The following is a 16,312-nucleotide window of genomic DNA, read 5'->3' as shown; positions in this document are numbered from 1 at the left end:
GCCATGCCCGCGCAGATCCGCCCGAGCCGCCTTGCCGTCACCGACCGCTTCCCCGTGCTGTCCTTCCTGATCCGCAGCTCGAAACCCGGCCGCGCAGAGATCGCGCTCGCGACCGACCCGGCGCTGTTCGAGCCCGGCGCAAGGGAGCGGCGCACGGCAGAGACCTTCTTCGCAAGCGGCGCTGCGGGCGAGCTTGCCGTGCCGCGCGGAGAGGCGGTCTGGACCGTGCCGGCGGATGTCCTTCTGCGCTTTGCCGGCCAGCCCCGGCTCTACTTCACGCTGGCCTTCGCGCCTGACGGGGAGGGGCGGTTCGCGGTCGCAGCACCGGGGGGGGCCGACCGGCCCTATGTCTCGCTTGCCGATCTCACCGGGCGGAGCCTGCGCGGCCTGCGCCTCATGCCGTCGCGCCAGGCCCGGAAGGGCGGCGGGCTCTCCTGGGCAGGCGACGCCGCCGAGCCTTCGGCGCAGCCCGCCCCTGCTTCCCCGGCTTCCGACGCCCCCGCCTACGACGACGGGTTCGGCCCCCTCGAAGACGCACGAGGCCCGGAGCCCGTGGCGGCTCCGCCGCCGGCCGAGGCGCCGCCATCTCCCACCCCGGCCGCCGCGCAGGCCCTCGGTCCGGTCGCACTCGCGCTGTCTCTCGGCAGCGAGCGCGTTCCGGTCTCGCCGCCCCCGGTCACGGCCCTCACGGGCTCGGCGCGGCTTGCAGCGGAAACCGCGCTTCTCGCGCTCAGCGGCCCGATGCTGCCCTTCGTGCTGGCCCTGCGCGGTGCCGCCCGCCTGTCTGCAGCCGCCGGAGCGCCCGTCACCATCGGCCTGGGGCGCGCCGTGGGGGGCGGGCTCGGGGCGGGCGCCTCGCTCGGCGCGGGCATCGTCTTCGGGCCCAACGGCGAGCTTGGCGTCTATGGCGCTGCGCAGTTCAACGTCGGCTTCCTCACCTCGATCTCGGCCACCGCCCAGGTCACCGTGGTGCGCGGCGGGCTCGAGTCCTTCGGCGGCTGGAGCCTCGCGGCAACCGTGTCGGGCGGGGAGGGGGTTGTCGGTGGCGCCTCTGCGCTCTTCGACATGCACGGCAACTTCGCCGGCGTGACGGCCGAGGCCGGCGTCGGGGTCGGCTTCTCGCCCGTCGACTTCTATGTCGCGGTCCAGCGGCAGGTCGCGCATGCCTTCGGGATGGCGGCCGCGCTGGGCGCGCTCGGGAGCGAGGCGGAGGCCATGGGAGCCGGCGGGCCGCGGGTCGAGATCCGTTATCGCGCCTTCATCCCCTCGCCTGCAGTCGCGGGCCCGTTCGACCTTCTGGGCGGCAGGGCGTTCGGCGGCGACGACCGCGGGTTCGACCCCGCCTTCGGCACCAGCCGCGGCGAGATCACGGCCCAGGTGTTCCTGACCGCCGGAGGCGGTGTCGAGCGCATCGAGATGACCGACGCGCGCTGGCACCCGACCACCGCCTACGCGTCGTCCGATGTCGAGCCGGTTGCCGGCAAGCCGGACTGGTGGCGGGCGAGGAAGCCAGGGGCGCGCCCGGTCGAGACGGCGACGCTCGCCCGCACGCCGGCCAACCTCGACGTCGTGCGCGGCGCCTCGGGCACGGCGCGCAATGTCGAGGCGATTGCGGAAAGGGCCTCGCTCGTCAGCGTGCGCGCGGCCGGCGCGAACCCGCTCGTCGCGCTTGCTCCGACCATCGATGCCGATCTCGCCGTCTTCCTGCGCGTGGCCGGCGAGACACTCGAGGCGAAGGTGGTCGGCACCCACGACGGCTTCCCTGCCCACGAGCTCTACGTGAACGGGGTGCGCCTCGTGGCCCACGACCCCGTGGCCGCCGGCAGCTCGCCATGGGATCTGGCCGATCTCCGCGGAGTCGAGGTCCGCACCGGCTGGACGCCCGTCGGCCGCGTGGCGGCTTCGCTCGGGCTTGCTGCACCGGCCGAAGCGTTCGCAGGCGACATTCCGCTCGACCCGGGCGCCGGTGGCATGAGCATCGGCTATGACGCGCTTCGGGTTGGCGACATCATCCTCTCGACGACCGATGCCGCCATCTCGCGCGCCATCCGGGCGGCGACCTCGGGCGCCGTCAGCCACGCGATGCTGTACGTGGGCCAGGGCGGCCAGGTGATCGAGGCGGTCGGCGACGGAGTCCGTCTCGTCCCGCTCGACCGGGCGCTTCAGGACGCGACGGTCGCGGTTGCCTTCCGGGCGCCAGGGCTCGACGATGTGGCGCGCCAGCGGGTGGCCGAGGAAGCCGCGCGCCTTCTCGACCGGCCCTATGACCGGATCGGCATCGCCCGCCAGGCGCTGTTCCAGATCGACCGGCGGCTGTGCGCGGCCCTCCCCAACGGCCTTGCCGAGCGCTGCCGCCGCTTCGCCGGGCGGATTGATCTGGGCACGAGCGGCAACGACTCCTTCTTCTGCTCGGAACTCGTGCTCGAGGCCTATGCGCGTGCCGGCCATCCGCTGACCCTGGAGCCGCCGCACTGGGCCACACCCGAGGACATCGCCGAGCTTCGCTTCGACTACGGCAGGCTGCGCTACGTCGGGCACCTGAAGGCCGCGCCTTCGGGCGGCCTTTTCGGCCACCTGCTGGCCCACGCCGCGGACGCACCGGTGGTGGAGGATGAGGGGCCGACCTCTGCCGGCCATGCGCTGGGTGCGGAGGCGCCAGCAGCCGAACCCGCGCCTGCCGCCGCGCTGGCGGAGGAGGGCCCCGCGCCAGACCCCGAGCCGGAGCCCGGCGGGGAGACGGAGGTGGCTGCACCCCCCGCGCCCCCGGCTGCCTCGGGGCTGGCCGCGGCCGAGCCGGGTCCGCGGCATCGCGTGACGCGCGAGGTGAACGGCGTGACCTTCGATCTCGAGCAGTATGCCGGGATGCGGAGCCCGGAGCCCGCGCCTGCGGTCATGTCCGATCCGCTTGCCGCCGAGGTGCTGATCGAGGACTGGCCCCGGCTGCCCGGCGACGCCGGTGAGGTTGTCGCGGGTGTCCGGATCGGCTGGAGGCATGCCGGCGGCGCCGTGGGCGACATCGAGGTCTCGCCCACCGACGCGGCGACGGCCGACGGCTGGTCGGTTTCCGTGCGCGGCCGGATTGCCGACGGCCCGGACGCGCCCGGGGTGGCAGCGGCGACGGTGGCGCTCGCCTGGCGGTTCGCGCGCGGGGACGAGGAGCGCCGCGCGACCGTGACCGTGATCGTGCGCGGCGACGGCCGCTGGGCGCGCGAGAACGCCTGGGCGGACGCGCCCGAGCCGGTCGAGGCCTGAAGGTTCCGGCGCCGTGCCTCCCCCGCCCGAGGAACGCCTGCCGCCGCCGCCTGCACCGTCTGCCGGCGCGGCGGCGGAGGGGCTGGCCATGGCGCGCGATGCCTTCGGCCGCCCCGTCCCGGCCGGGCCGCCCGCAGGCGAGGCCCCGGCCGATGCGCCGCGGCGCCGCGAGGCGGCGACCGAGAGCATCGGGCGGCGGGCCGGCGCGCTCTCGGACGAGCTCGATTTCCCTGAGTTCGTGGCGAGCCTGGTTCACGGAACCTTCGATGCGATCGTCGATTCCTCCATCCGCCAGATGGAGACGTTCGCCGACCTGATCGCGGCGGTCGCCAAGCCGCTCGACCAGTTCATGGCGGAGAATGTGACGCCGAACCAGGCGCGCGACCACCTGGCCGAGCGCTATCCGCAGGACGTTGCGCTCGCCTCCTCCGCCGACGGGCCGCGCCTGGTGCCGCGGGGCGGCGACGAGGCCGAGCCGGCCTCGCCGGCCTGGCTTCAGGACTATGGGCTGGCCGGCGAGCCGCTGACGGCCGAGCTTCTCGAAGGGGCGCTGCTGCCGCGCGTTCGCGAGCAGGTGGCGGCCCAGCGCCTGCAGACGCTCTCCACTCTCGTCCTCATGGGCATGAACCGCGTGGTGGTGAAGGACGGCAGCATCAACGCGCGGCTGCGCTTCCGGGCCATGGCCGCCGACCGCACCATGGTCGACTATGCGGCAGGCGACGAGGCGGGCCGCCACGCCGACGGCACCGAATGGGGCCGGCGGGGTGCCCGGACCTATGCGGCGCCCGTCACGAAGGTGGCGACGGTGGGCATCAACGCCCAGGCCGACAGCGAACTCAGGGCCGAGCTGTTCGGCGAAGTGCGGATCAACTTCGCAAGCGAGACGGTGCCGCTCGACCGCTTCGTGGACGAGGCGCGCCGCCGCTTCGTCGAGCGGCACGCGCGCGCGCCGCAGGCCGACCGGGCCGGGCCAGGCGTGCCGCCGCCCGTGCCGGGCGCCGGGGAGCGGCAGCCGTGAGCCAGCGCCGCAGCCTTGCCGAGACCATCGTCGACGTGGGCGAGGGCGCGCTTGCGCTGGCGCGGGTGCCGGGCATCCGCCCGCTCCGGATGGACCTGCGGCTGCCGGTCGAGATCCGGTTCGCCGCCGGTGGCGGGTTCCATGCCGACCTGCCGCAGTTCGTGACGCGCACGGTCTTCGACCGGCCGCCGGCGCACCTCGCGCTCGCCTTCGAGCTGGTTGCGCCGCTCTTTCCCGAGACGGAGGAGCCCGCGCCATGAGCCGCGACGCGACCCTGCCGCTCGAGGACTTCATCAAGGCAGTGCAGGCCCAGCTCGACCAGGCGCAGCGGGCCATGGCCATCCGCGCGCGCAACGCCGGCCTGCCGCTCACCTTCGCCGTCAAGGACATCTCGATGGAGCTGCGCGCCCAGGTCGAGTTCCAGGCCGGCCAGGTGCGGATCCGGCCGGCCGCCGCCGGCGACCCCAACGCCAGCGTGCTCCACTTCGCCTTCACCGGGATCACGCGGCCGATGATCGACGAGAACGCCGCGGCCCTTTCCGAGACGCCGGACGACCCGGGGCTCGAGACGCTCGATTCCGAGCTGACCGAGGAGGAGCGGCGGCGGCTCGAATGGGCTGGCATCCGGACCGTCGGCAAGCTGCGCGAGCTGCAGGAGACGGGGGCCGACCGCGAGGTGGCGCGCGTGGCCACGCTGCCCGTCGACCGGCTGCGCAAGGCGCTGGCGCGGACGAGCGCGCCCATGGTCGACGAAGTCCTCCCCGTGGCGCCGGGCCCGGGAGACCCCGGAGACCAGCCCGCCCTCATCCGGCTGCGTGGGCGCAACCTCAAGGGCGCAGGGCTCCCGCGCGTCGCCATCGGCGGGCGGGCGGTGCCCGTGGTGCGCGCGAGCGACCGCGAGATCCTGGTCGCGCCGGCCGCCGACCAGTGGGCGGGCGAGCTGAGCCTGGAGCCGGAGGGCGGCCTGCCCACCGCGGTGGCGTTCGACCTCTCGGCCGTTGCGCCCGTGCCGCTCCCCGGCGCGGAGGCCGGACGATGAGCTCCGCGACCCTCCCTGCCGTGCCGGGCGCGATCGTGCTCACCCTCGCGCTCGGCGAGGCGCCCGAGGCGATCCCCGCCCGCAACGACGTGCGCGACCGTGCCTGCGCCCCGGCCGAGCGGATCGACGGCGGCGCCATCGACCGGATCATCCGCACCCGCGGCGGTGGCGCCCGCATCGCGCGCCTGCACACGGCTGCAGCGGGCATCCGGCGCATCGGGCACCGGCACCGGGGCTATTCCGATCTCGAGCAGCTGACGGGCGTCGCCCGCACCTTCGTCGTGCGCACCGATCGCAGCGTCAGGCTCGGCGAGCTGGTCGACACGCTCATGGAAATCCCGACGGTCGAGCGGGCGATCCCCAACTATCTGAGCGCGACCCCGTTCGACCTGGCGCCCTCGAGGGCTCGGCCGGTGGCGGAGGACACCCGCCCGTGGGACCTGGTCCGCGCCGATGCCGCGCTCGCCCGCGAGCCGGGCGACGATGCCCTGATCCTCGGCGTCATCGACAGCGGCATGCCGCGGGCCCATCCCGAATTCGGCCGTCCGCTGCGCCAGGGGTATGACACCGTCCGCCTGACGGCCGGCGACGTGGCGGCCGGCGTCACGCTCATGGGCGACCTCCAGTCCCCGGACCGCGACCCCGTCGACGAGTTCGTGGGCCACGGCGCCGGCTGCGCCGGCATCGTCTCCGCCGACGGAGTGGGCATGCACCGCGGGCTCGCGGGTGCCGCCCGGCTGCTGCCGATGCGGGCGCTGGGTGCCGCCCGGCTCCCTGACCGCAGCGGCTGGGTGGGTCTCGGGGCGATTGCCGACCTCGACGCGGCGCTCAAGCTGGCCGTCGACCTCGGCGCCCGGGTCCTCAACCTCTCCTTCGGCACCGACGACGCGCTCCTGCCGCCCGCGCTCCCGAAGCCCCACGCCGAGACCGTGGCCTACGCGGCTGCGCGCGACGTGGTGATGGTGGCCGCCAGCGGCAACAACGGGCGCGAGGCGCTGTTCTGGCCTGCCGCCTTCCCCGAGGTGATCGCGGTCGGCGCCTGCGACGCGGATGGCCGGCCCGCCCCCTTCTCGACCCGCGGGTCGCACGTCGCGCTTGCCGCTCCCGGTGTTGCCATCCGCACCGCCGCCCTCGACGGCTACCAGCGCGCGACCGGCACGAGCTTCGCGGCCCCCTTTGTCGCGGCCACCGCCGCGCTGATGCTGGCGCACGCCGCGCGCCGCGCCGCGCCGCTCGCTCCGAGCCAGGTCAGGGCGCTGCTGATGGCCGCGAGCCGCCCCTTCGCCGCGCCGGCGCCGGGGATGGGTGCGGGCATCCTCGATGCGCTCTCCGCGCTCGAGGCGGTCGAGGCGGCGGTCGACCCGGACGGCCCCGACGATGGCTGAGCGGGAGGGACGAGAGGAACGACGGATGACGGGCGCAGGCGCGCCGCGAGGCTTGAGGAGACGACCGATGACGATCGCAGTGAAGGACATCCGCTACATCGATCTCGCCCGGCGCGAGCGCGACCACCGCCTCGCGCTCGAGAACCGGCTGAACCAGCTCGACCGGTCGGCCCGCGCCCGCCTCGGCGGCGCGCCTGGCGACCAGGCGCGGGTTGACCCCATCTACTACACCGCAGCCGAACGGGAGGAGCGCGACCGGATCGCGCGCATCCTCAAGATCCTGGGCGTCGTGCCGGGCCAGCGGGACAGCAACGGCAGTCTGCTCCCCGGCGAGCCGCCGGCCGTGCCGGGCGAATGGAGCGACCCGCTGTTCGTTGCCGCCCGCGAGGGCTTCAACGACTCCCGGCTCCTGATCGGTCGGCTCGGCAACCCGGAAGGCGATCTGGAAGGTGCCCGCGCCGGCGTGGTGCTGCGCAAGAGCCGCCGGGATCGGGACCGGGCGCCCTCTGCGCCAGAGTGCGTGCTCGTCGCCCACGTCCTCGGGATCCTGATCGTGGATGAGGCCCAGCCGCCGCCGCTGCGCATCGACGAGAGCGACGTTCCGATCGCAAACGCCGACGGGAACCTCGAGGCGAAGGATGGCCCTCAGGAGGACCGCGACCGCTTCGCGATCGAGCCCGACAAGGCCCATGCAGGCTGGAAGGGCTTCACCGCCGCCTTCTTCCGCGCCGTCGGCGAGGCCCGCGGGCTCGACGATCTCGCCGGGAAGGTGCTCCCCATTCTTGCGCAGGTGGGCGGCGGCCGCGTCGAGGTGGCCGAATTCGCGCGCGTCATGCGCCAGCTCGCGAAGGCCGGGGTGACGGCCGACGAGCCCCAGCTCGCGCGCCGCGTCGACATCGCGCTCGATCGCGTCCAGAAACGGGGCGGCGACGACCTCGACCGCGTGGTCGAGGGCGGCATCGACCTCCCCGACCTCGAGGACTATGCCGACAACGCCATCGTCTCGGACAATGTCAGGCTGATGGGCGCGGTCATCTGCGGGGCCATGCTCGAGGACCTGCGCGCCTTCCAGGTGGCCGACCATATCCTCGAGGCCGCGCAGGCCGGCACGCTGCCGATCGGCCCGGGCAACGCCGGGCGGATGCTCTACCGGCGCTGGAAGCAGGCGCCCTCGCGGATGACCGAAGCCGAGCGGCGCACCCTCTACGCCATGACCATGGGCCAGCCGGGCGGCGACCCCGCAGCCAATGCCAATCGCGAGTTCAGCGATCTGTGGCTGCGCTTCGTCTCGGCGGTCTCGAGCTTCGTCCGCCAGCAGGATGTCGACCGCCTGCTCCGGGCAAACCTGCCCTCCGCGCTCGGCCAGCAGCAGGTCCGCAAGGCCGCGCGGGACCTTGCGATCAACCTCTCGCTCCACGGCTACGGCATGACCTACTACGCCGCGCTCGACCTCCAGGAGGAGGTGAAGGCCGTCATCGAGCTGCTCTCGGACCCCGAGATCCGCGCCGTCTACGGCGCGCGCGACATGTACCAGGTGATCGACACGGTGGCGACGCTCGAGCTCGGCGGCGCGCGGACGGGCTCGCGCCTGCGCACGCTGGCGACGGCCGGCATGATCATCACCGCTTGGCTTGCCAACAATGTCGAGAAGATCATGCGCCCCTGGGGACCGCTCATCGACATGACCGAAGTCAGGAGCCCCGCGCCGCGCATGGCGGGCAGGCGCGCGACGGTCGAGCCTTCCGACTACGACCTCGTCAACGCCTGCGAGCTCTGGCTCGCCGACACCGCCGTCGACGACAGCCGGGTCGAGCAGCTGGCCCAGCCGCGCGAGACCCCCGTCATGACGTCGAAGCCCGTCCGGGTGCCCGCCTTTGCGCGCGAGTTCCTGGGCGACCTGCCGGACATCGGTCTCCCCATGTCGGCTGGTGCCAATGGCGCCCGCCGGATCAACTGAGGAGGGCGCCATGCCGCTTGCCGAACCGCTCTCGCGCCGCATCACGCACAGGCTGGAAAGGGCTGCCCGGATGATGGGCGCGCGGGATCCGACCGGCCCGCTCCAGGGGCTCATCCAGCGGACCTTCCCCTATCCGGCCGGGCATCCGGCCTATGCCGAGAACGCGCTCTCGCCGGGAGCCGCGCCCTTCGAGCCCAGCTTCTCCGAACTCCAGCCCGGCGCGCTCCGCTTCACGCTCGAGCCGCTTCCGCCCGAGGCCGGCCCGCACGACCGGCGGGACGAGGCGACGCGCGAGATGCGCCGTCTCGTCTCGTCCTTCATGGGCCGCGAGATGCTGCGCTGGTTCGACGAGCGCTCCGAGCCCTTCCGCGGCTTCGGCAGCGGCGGCCGGCTCGGCTACGGGGCCTTCTTCGGGGCCGCCACCGACCGCGACGGGCTTGCCGGCGCGCGCGTCTACTACGAGCTCGACGGCACCGGCATCGCCAACCTGACGCCGCGGCTTCTCCCCGTCGCCACCGCGGCCCTGGCCCATCTGCCCGGGCTCCGGCCGCTCTTCACGACGATCGCCGCCGCACGCGGCGAGGGCGACCAGCGCATCACCTTCCAGCACCCCGGAGCGATGCGCCTCGCCGATCTCGAGCCGCTCATGGAGCAGCTCGGCCTCGCCCACCGCCTCCCCGGCCTGATGCAGATCCTGGGCCTGGTGCTGGGCGGCCGCTTCGACCTGCCGGCAGGCTCGGCCCTCGTCGCGTTCGGGGTGGGTGCCGGCGGCGTGGAGCTTGAGCTCTACGTCGCGCTCGATGCGATCCCGGATCTGCCGCCCCAGTTCCTCGAGCTGCTGACGCTCGGCCTTTCGGAGCGCCCGCGCGAGCTCCACGCGCTGTCGCGCTGGATGGGCGCCTTCACGCCCGAGGACGAGGCGTGGCCGGGCCGCTTCTCGATCCTCTCGGTGCGCTGCGCGGCCGCTTCGCCGCCGCGTGTCAGCCTCTACCTGCGCCCGGCCGAGTTCGAGATCGCACCCCGCCCGTTCGCCGCCGCCTGACCCGAGGGGGGAGACCGCCATGCCGCCTGCCGCCGCTGCCACGCCGCTTCGCCCGGCGCCCCGGGCCGAGGTCCGCCGCGCCGTCCAGGAGCTTCTCGCGCGAAGCGAGGCCTTCGCCGCCATGCCGCCCGAGAAGCGGCGGGAGATTGCGCAGAACACCGCCCGCGTGGCCGATTATCTCGCCGCGCCCGAGGGCTTCGAGGGCAACCGGCTGGCCGCCGCGCAGACCCGCGACGAGGCCGATTACCAGACGGCGCGCCAGGCGGTGCAGGAGATCGGAAGCCAGCCGTGGCGCGCGGCCGCCGCGCGCGAAGGTGCGGAGGCCATGAGCCTCATGCGCTCGGCGATCGACTTTCCCAACTTCGTCGGCGGGCTCATCCAGGGCGTGTTCGCAGCCATCGTGAAAAGCTCCATCGAGCAGATGGAAGCCTATTCGAAGATGATCGCCGAAGTCGCCAAGTCGCTCGACCAGTTCATGCAGGACAACATCTCGCCCAACCAGGGACGGGACCACATGGTGGACCTGTTCCCCGACATCTTCGAAATCGGCACCGACGAATTCTCAGACAGCGGAGGTCCCCGCCTTCGGCTTCGGGACGGCGTGGACGAGAGCGCGGCCCTGAAGAGGGTCAACAACGCGGTCAGCTTCGAGGGCGGCGAGCTCAGGACGCTCGACCTGTCCGACGAGAACGTCGAGCTTGCGATCGTGACGGGCGCGCGCATGCAGCTCGCCCGCCAGCGCCAGCAGCTGATGGCAAGCCTCGTCCTCATGGGCATCAACCGCATCGTCGTGACCGACGGGCGGATCTCGGCCAAGATGCTGATCGACGTGAAGGCGCAGGACAGCCGCAAGCTGACACGAAGCGCGACCGCCTTCGACTATGCACGGGATGCGCAAGGAAACCTGCAGACCACCCACGCCGGCCAAGGCAACTACGATTCGGGCAGCAAGACGAGCGGCGCCAGCTCCTCGGGCTGGTTCCATCGGACGACCGGCGACAACTATGCGCACGAAGCCTATGCCAGGGGCAGCTACAAGTATGAGTCCCGGCCGGTGATGACGGCGATGAGCGCCGCGGCCGAGGCGAGCGATGCGCAGCTTTCCACCCGCGCCCAGCTCGCCGGCACGGTCGAGGTCAACTTCAAGTCGGACTTCCTGCCACTCGAGAAGATGGCGACGCCGGGCATGATCGCCGCCATCCAGGGCAACTCCGCGCCCGTCGATCCCAACGTGCTTCCCTCGCCGCGGGCCGCACCGGCCGCGCCAGGCCAGCCGGCGCCGTCGCCCGCGCCCGGTGCCTGAGCCATGACGGCCCCGACCCCGGCCCAGCCGCTGAGCGCCGAGGCGCTCGCCGCGGTGCGCCCGCAGGTGCGCGCCATGCTCGAGGCCATCCCGGCCTTCGGGAAGATGCCGGCCGAGGACCGCCAGCGGCTCGCGCGCGACCTTGTCAAGGTGCTCGGCTACATTGCCGATCCGGGCGGGATCGCTGCCGATAACGCAGCAGCTGCCCCGCCGCCGGCCGCGGGCCTGTCGCAGCGGGACACCATCCGGAACTTCCGCGATCTCACCCGCGAGCTTCCCGGCCCGGCGGGCAAGGACTTCCGCGCGGGCGCCGCGCGCGAAGGCACCGAGCAGTTCGGGGCACTCGTCCAGAAGGTCGACTTCCCGAAGTTCGTGGGCGGGCTCATCAAGAACGTCTTCGAGGCGATCGTCGAGAGCTCGATGGAGCAGATGCGGGCCTTCGGCGATCTCGTCGCCAACGTCGCCAAGTCCACCGACGCCTTCATGCGCGACAACATCGGCGAGGGCCAGGGACGCGACTGGCTCGTCAACCGCTTTCCCGACTCGCTAGCGCTTGACCTCTCGGGCGCCGGGGGCCTGGCCGAGGGGGCCGAACCGCCGCCGTCGCCCCGGGTGGTGGCGGTCGGCGAGGACCCGGAGCAGGCGCTCGCCGCCGCCTCGGCCGAGCTCGGGGTCACGCCCCCCGTGACCGACCTCTCCGACCCGGCGCAGGAGCTGCGGCTGGTGACCGCCGCGCGGCTCCAGCTGGCCCGCCAGCGCCAGCAGCTCCTCGCCTCGATGGTGATGATGGGGATCAACCGGATCGTCGTGACCGACGGCTCGATCAACGCCAAGGTCGTCTTCGACATGCGGGCGCAGGATGCGGCCAGGGTGGAGGGCCGCGCCTCGATGCTCGACCAGCGCAGCTCCGCCAACCGCAACCGGACGGTCGCCGGGGCCGGGGGCTGGGGCTGGGGCGCGGCCACCGACAACATCAACGAGCAGCGCCACATGGCAACCGTTGGCTCGGCGGTCGACGAGACGAGCGAATCGAAGGCCGAAGTCAAGGCGAAGCTCTCGGGCGAGGTCAGGGTCAACTTCAAGTCCGACTATCTGCCGCTCGAGAAGATGGCGACCCCGGGGATGATGTCGGTCATCCAGGGCAACTCGCTGCCCTTCGATCCGAACCGCCCCGCAGCGGCGCCCGCCGGCGGTTGACGCCATGGCAGACGCCGCGCCCGATGCTGCCCTGCTCGACCTCGCGCTCGTGCGCGCGCGCGCACTCGTCGCCCGCGCCGCCGCGCTCACCGTCAGCCTCGCGGACCTTGACCTGCCCGAGCCTGCGCGCCCCGAGGGAGAGGCCGCCCAGCTCCGGGCGATCGCGGGGCTCTACCTTCTCCGTGAAATCGACCGCGCTGGCCTCATCGAGGCTGCCGAGCGGCTCGCGGGCCTGGGCTCGACGGGGCGCGACTTCGGCGACGCGGCGGCCGACATCGCGGCCTTCTGGCGCGGGCGGCGCGACCGTCTTTCCGCTGCCGAACGCCGGGCACTCTTCGCCGGCCTGTTCGGCGCGGAAGACGATGACCCGCTGCCCGGTGGCCGCCCCGTCAACCGGCACTTCTTCGACGCGATGGTCGAGCTTGCGGAATCGCTCTACAAGCTCGACGAGCTTGCGGGCGGGAACCCCACGGGAGGCGTCGCCCAGCAGGCGCGGGTCCGCCGGGCCGCTCGCACTCTGGCCGATGGTCTGCTGGCGTCGGCCAGCGCGCTCACCCTGGTCGCGGCCGAGGATCTTCTCGCCACCACCCGGGCGGCGCTCGCCATCTTCCGCAAGCCTGCCGCGCAGCAGGCGCTCGGCGCGCGCGACACCTGGGGTGCCGTCTCGGCCGTCCGCCGGCTGGCGCGCCTCCCCGCGCGGCCCGCGGCCCTTCACCTTGCGCGCGGGCGGGCCGGCATGACGGTGCTCGCCTGGCTTGCCGACGCGGCACTCCACCTCGACCGGCTCGACCGGCCGCTCCTCGGCCTCGACAATCCGGTGATCGCGGCGGCGGCCGCCTGGCTCGAAGCTTCGCTCCGTATCGCCGATGGCGCGTCTCCGGCTCCGGGCGCCGGGCTCCTCGAGGTCGCAGCGCAGCCGGCCGGGGCGCTGGCCCCGGGGGCCTGACGCCCGTGCCGGGGGCGGCCCCCGCGCCCCAGCCGTCGCCGGCCGTCCGGCAGACGCTGAAGGGCCTGCTCTCGGCGTCCGAGGCCTTCCAGGCGCTGCCCGCAGCGACGCGCCGAGAGATTGCGCACCACCTCGCGCGGATCGCCCACACGGCGCGCGCGCTGGCCGACGCGGCCGGCGACCGTGACTGCGAGGGGCCCGCCCCGCTCGCGCTGGCCCAGAACGCCGGCGGCGCGTTCTCGGGCGCGGCCGTCGACCGGGTGGCAGACACCACGCGCCAGATGCTGGGCGCCATCAGCTTCCCGCGGTTCGTGAGCGAGCTCATCACTGGCGTGTTCAAGGCGATCCACGACTCGAACCAGCAGCAGCTGCACAGCTTCGTCGAGCTCATCCGCGGCGTCGCGCAGGCGACGGGCGACTTCGCCGACGGGCAAATTCCGCTGGTCGCGGCCCGACAGTGGCTCGTCGACAGGTTTCCGGCGAACTTCGAGCTGAGAGGCGACGATCCGCCCGATGAGGAGGAGCTGCGCGCCATGGACGCGGAGGAGCGGCGCGAGGCCCTGGCCGAACGCGACCGCGCGACGCGCATCGTGCTGAAGCCTGGCGCCGACTTCCCGAGCGAGGGGATGCTGCGCGCGGGTCTTTCGCTCCGCCCCGACGAGCCCGTCCCCGGCCGCAACCCGGAAGAGCTGGTCGGCTTCGCGCGCCAGGCGATCGCGCGCAACCGGCAGCAGCTCCTCGCCACCATGGTGATGATGGGCCTGCAGCGGATCGTCGTCGAGAGCGGGCGGCTTTCGGCCTCGATGAACTTCCACATCGACGCGCGGAGCGCCGCGGCCGAGGACCGCGCCTCGAGCTTCGATGTCCGCAACGAGACGAGCGTCGGGGGCGGCGCCAGCTTCGGCCCGTGGGGCGCGAGCGCCAGCGTCAGGAACACGATCGGCTACGTCACGACCAACGCGGTCTCGACCACCGAGGAGATGAACGCCAGCGCCAACCTCGGCTCCTCCGTCGAGCTCCTGTTCCGCTCCGATTATGTGCCGCTGACGCGGCTGGCGGGGGTGGAGGACATCGAGCGGATCCGGGTGAACAGCCTCAACCCCCAGGCCGAGTTCGGCGACCGCGCGGCGGCCGACCGCGACCGGCTTGCCGGCCAGCGGCTGGCCGAGGACGGGCGGCGCCGGGAGCTTCGCGAGCAGCTTGCCGCACCGCGCGCCCCGCTGCCACAACCCGCGCCGCCGCCCCCTCGGCCGGCCGAACGCCCACCCCCGCCCGGGGGAGGCGCGGCTCCGGCCGAGCGGCCGTCGCAGGGCTGACGGCGCTCGAGGCTCCGCGCTGGCAGTCAGGCGGCGAGCAGCCGGGCCTCGCGCTCCCCGAGCCCGAACCAGCGCGCAAGGAGGGGCGGCGCGAGCACTTCCCCGGCGGTGCCGCAGGCGCGCAGGCCACCCTCGGCGAGGAGGAGCACCTCGCCGCCCAAGGCGCGCGCAAGCGGCAGATCATGAAGGCTGAGCACCACCGTCGCGCCCCGGGCAGCGAGCCCCTGGAGGAGCCGGACGAGCGCGAACTGGTGGCGCCAGTCGAGCCCGGTTGCCGGTTCGTCGAGGAGGAGGAGGGGCAGGAGGCCGGCGGCAAGCGCCGCTTCCGCCTGCACCAGCACGCGCGCGAGGTGGATGCGCTGGCCTTCGCCGCCGGAGACCTGCGTGGCCGGTCGGGCCGCCATGGCGGCAAGGTCGAGCGCGGCCAGCGCGTGTTCGACAAGCGCCATGCCGGGGGGACAGTCGGGTGCAAGCCCGTGCGGGTGCAGGCCCATGGCGACGACCTCGCGGACGGCGAAGGCGAAGGCGACGGACGGCTGCTGCGGAAGCGCGGCGCGGCGGCGGGCCCGCTCCTCGAGCGGCAGCGCGTGGGGCGGGGCGCCGTCGAGCAGGATGCGGCCCGAGCTTGGCACAAGATCTCCGGCGAGCGCGGCAAGCAGGGTGGACTTGCCCGCGCCGTTGGGGCCGGCGAGCACCGTGACCTCGCCCGGGCGGAAGCGGTGGGTGAGGCGGCCAAGCACCCTGCGCCCTGCGCGGGCGAGACCGAGGTCGACAGCCTCGAGCATCAGCCCATCCGCCGCCAGGCCGAGAGCAGGACCCAGAGGAAGGCCGGCGCCCCGACGAAGGCCATGACGACACCGACCGGCACTTCGGCCGGCAGGGCGATGAGCCGGGCGCCGAGGTCGGCGAGCGAGAGGGCGAGCGCGCCGCCGAGGGCGGCCAGCGGGAGGAGCCGGGCGTGGCCAGGCCCCAGGGCGAGGCGCAGCATGTGCGGGACGACGAGGCCGACGAAGCCGATGATGCCGGCCAGCGACACTGAAGCGCCGACCGCAAGCGCCGAGAGCAGGGCAAGCCGCTGGCGGAGCCGGGGCACGTCCACCCCGAGGTGGCGGGCACCGTCCTCGCCCAGCGCGAGGAGATCGAGCGCGCGCGCGGTGGAAAGCAGGCCGGCGAGCGCACCGAGCGCGACGAAGGCTGCCGCTGCGAGCACCGGCCATTCCACCTGGGCGAGGGTGCCGAGGAGCCAGAGCGAAAGCGCACGGAGCTCGGTATCGGTGCTGAGGAAGGAGAGAAGGCCGATGACCGCGCCGCCGAGGGCGTTCACGCCGATGCCCACGAGGAGCATGAGGAGCGTGGCCTGCGGGCCGGCGCGGCGCCCGAGCGCGAGCACCACGGCGATCGCCGCAAGCGCGCCGGCGAAGCCGGCCAGCGGAAGCGCGAAGGGGCCGACGAGGGCAAGGAGGCCTGGAGCCGCGCCGGCGCCGATCACCAGCCAGAGCGCGGAGCCGAGCGCCGCGCCCGTCGAGACCCCGAGGAGGCCGGGGTCGGCCAGCGGGTTCCGGAACAGGCCCTGGAGCGCGGCCCCGGCAACCGCAAGCGCTGCCCCGACCACGAGCGCGGCAAGAAGGCGCGGCAGGCGGATCTCGCGCACGACCATGGCAGCGGCCGGGTCGGCCTCGCGGCCTGGGAGAAGGGCACCGAGCACCTCGTGTGCGGGAACAGGCACGGCGCCCAGCATGAGGTTGAGGAGCACCGAGAGGCAGACGAGGAGGCCGAGCGCCAGCGCGGCCAAGGTCCCGCGGCCGGGAAGGCGGGGGAGCGCGAGCCCGGGGCGCGCGGGCGCGGCGGTTGCCACCG

13 protein-coding genes are annotated in these 16,312 nt (G+C 73.9%); 11 read left to right on the top strand and 2 right to left on the bottom strand.

Annotated features, from left to right (window positions below; all coding sequences use genetic code 11):
* Window positions 1–3 precede the first annotated feature (3 nt).
* The 11 genes from H3H34_RS10325 (at window position 4) to H3H34_RS10275 (ending at window position 14,455) form a co-directional block, all read left to right on the top strand.
* The gene (locus tag H3H34_RS10325; RefSeq protein WP_194745187.1) at window positions 4–3,252 is read left to right on the top strand and encodes a YiiX/YebB-like N1pC/P60 family cysteine hydrolase; all 3,249 of its coding nucleotides are present in this window, start codon (window positions 4–6) and stop codon (window positions 3,250–3,252) included.
* Between the two features lie 88 nt (window positions 3,253–3,340).
* A complete protein-coding gene (locus tag H3H34_RS10320; RefSeq protein WP_194745186.1) occupies window positions 3,341–4,270 on the top strand; it encodes a hypothetical protein in 930 nt (309 codons plus the stop codon).
* On the top strand, window positions 4,267–4,530 hold the full coding sequence (locus tag H3H34_RS10315) for a hypothetical protein (RefSeq protein ID WP_194745185.1): 264 nt from the start codon (window positions 4,267–4,269) through the stop codon (window positions 4,528–4,530). The genes H3H34_RS10320 and H3H34_RS10315 overlap by 4 nt, the downstream gene beginning before the upstream one ends.
* Window positions 4,527–5,309, top strand: coding sequence for a hypothetical protein (locus tag H3H34_RS10310; protein WP_194745184.1), 783 nt, complete (start codon window positions 4,527–4,529; stop codon window positions 5,307–5,309). The genes H3H34_RS10315 and H3H34_RS10310 overlap by 4 nt, the downstream gene beginning before the upstream one ends.
* Complete coding sequence (locus tag H3H34_RS10305; protein WP_194745183.1) at window positions 5,306–6,694, top strand: S8 family peptidase; 1,389 nt, start codon at window positions 5,306–5,308, stop codon at window positions 6,692–6,694. Before H3H34_RS10310 ends, H3H34_RS10305 begins: the two co-directional genes overlap by 4 nt.
* Window positions 6,695–6,761: 67 nt before the next feature.
* Window positions 6,762–8,651: a hypothetical protein gene (locus H3H34_RS10300; RefSeq protein ID WP_194745182.1), complete on the top strand. Its 1,890-nt coding sequence runs from the start codon at window positions 6,762–6,764 to the stop codon at window positions 8,649–8,651.
* 10 nt (window positions 8,652–8,661) lie between these two features.
* On the top strand, window positions 8,662–9,693 hold the full coding sequence (locus H3H34_RS10295) for a hypothetical protein (protein ID WP_194745181.1): 1,032 nt from the start codon (window positions 8,662–8,664) through the stop codon (window positions 9,691–9,693).
* Between the two features lie 19 nt (window positions 9,694–9,712).
* Window positions 9,713–10,996 (top strand): hypothetical protein, encoded by a 1,284-nt coding sequence (locus tag H3H34_RS10290; RefSeq protein ID WP_194745180.1) that lies wholly within the window; start codon window positions 9,713–9,715, stop codon window positions 10,994–10,996.
* Window positions 10,997–10,999: 3 nt separating this feature from the next.
* Complete coding sequence (locus H3H34_RS10285) at window positions 11,000–12,193, top strand: hypothetical protein (protein ID WP_194745179.1); 1,194 nt, start codon at window positions 11,000–11,002, stop codon at window positions 12,191–12,193.
* A gap of 4 nt (window positions 12,194–12,197) precedes the next feature.
* A complete protein-coding gene (locus H3H34_RS10280; protein ID WP_194745178.1) occupies window positions 12,198–13,139 on the top strand; it encodes a hypothetical protein in 942 nt (313 codons plus the stop codon).
* Window positions 13,140–13,144: 5 nt separating this feature from the next.
* Complete coding sequence (locus tag H3H34_RS10275; RefSeq protein ID WP_194745177.1) at window positions 13,145–14,455, top strand: hypothetical protein; 1,311 nt, start codon at window positions 13,145–13,147, stop codon at window positions 14,453–14,455.
* A 26-nt stretch (window positions 14,456–14,481) separates the two neighbouring features.
* Here the strand turns inward: H3H34_RS10275 and H3H34_RS10270 are convergent, their stop codons facing one another.
* Both H3H34_RS10270 and H3H34_RS10265 read right to left on the bottom strand, forming a co-directional pair.
* Entirely contained in the window at window positions 14,482–15,240 is a 759-nt protein-coding gene (locus H3H34_RS10270) for an ATP-binding cassette domain-containing protein (protein ID WP_194745176.1), read from the bottom strand.
* Window positions 15,240–16,310 (bottom strand): FecCD family ABC transporter permease, encoded by a 1,071-nt coding sequence (locus tag H3H34_RS10265; RefSeq protein ID WP_207790875.1) that lies wholly within the window; start codon window positions 16,308–16,310, stop codon window positions 15,240–15,242. The genes H3H34_RS10270 and H3H34_RS10265 overlap by 1 nt, the downstream gene beginning before the upstream one ends.
* Window positions 16,311–16,312 lie beyond the last annotated feature (2 nt).

It is taken from the genome of Thermaurantiacus tibetensis (assembly GCF_015354055.1).
Lineage (GTDB): Bacteria > Pseudomonadota > Alphaproteobacteria > Sphingomonadales > Sphingomonadaceae > Thermaurantiacus > Thermaurantiacus tibetensis.
This window is presented reverse-complemented; position numbering and strand designations above follow the sequence as displayed.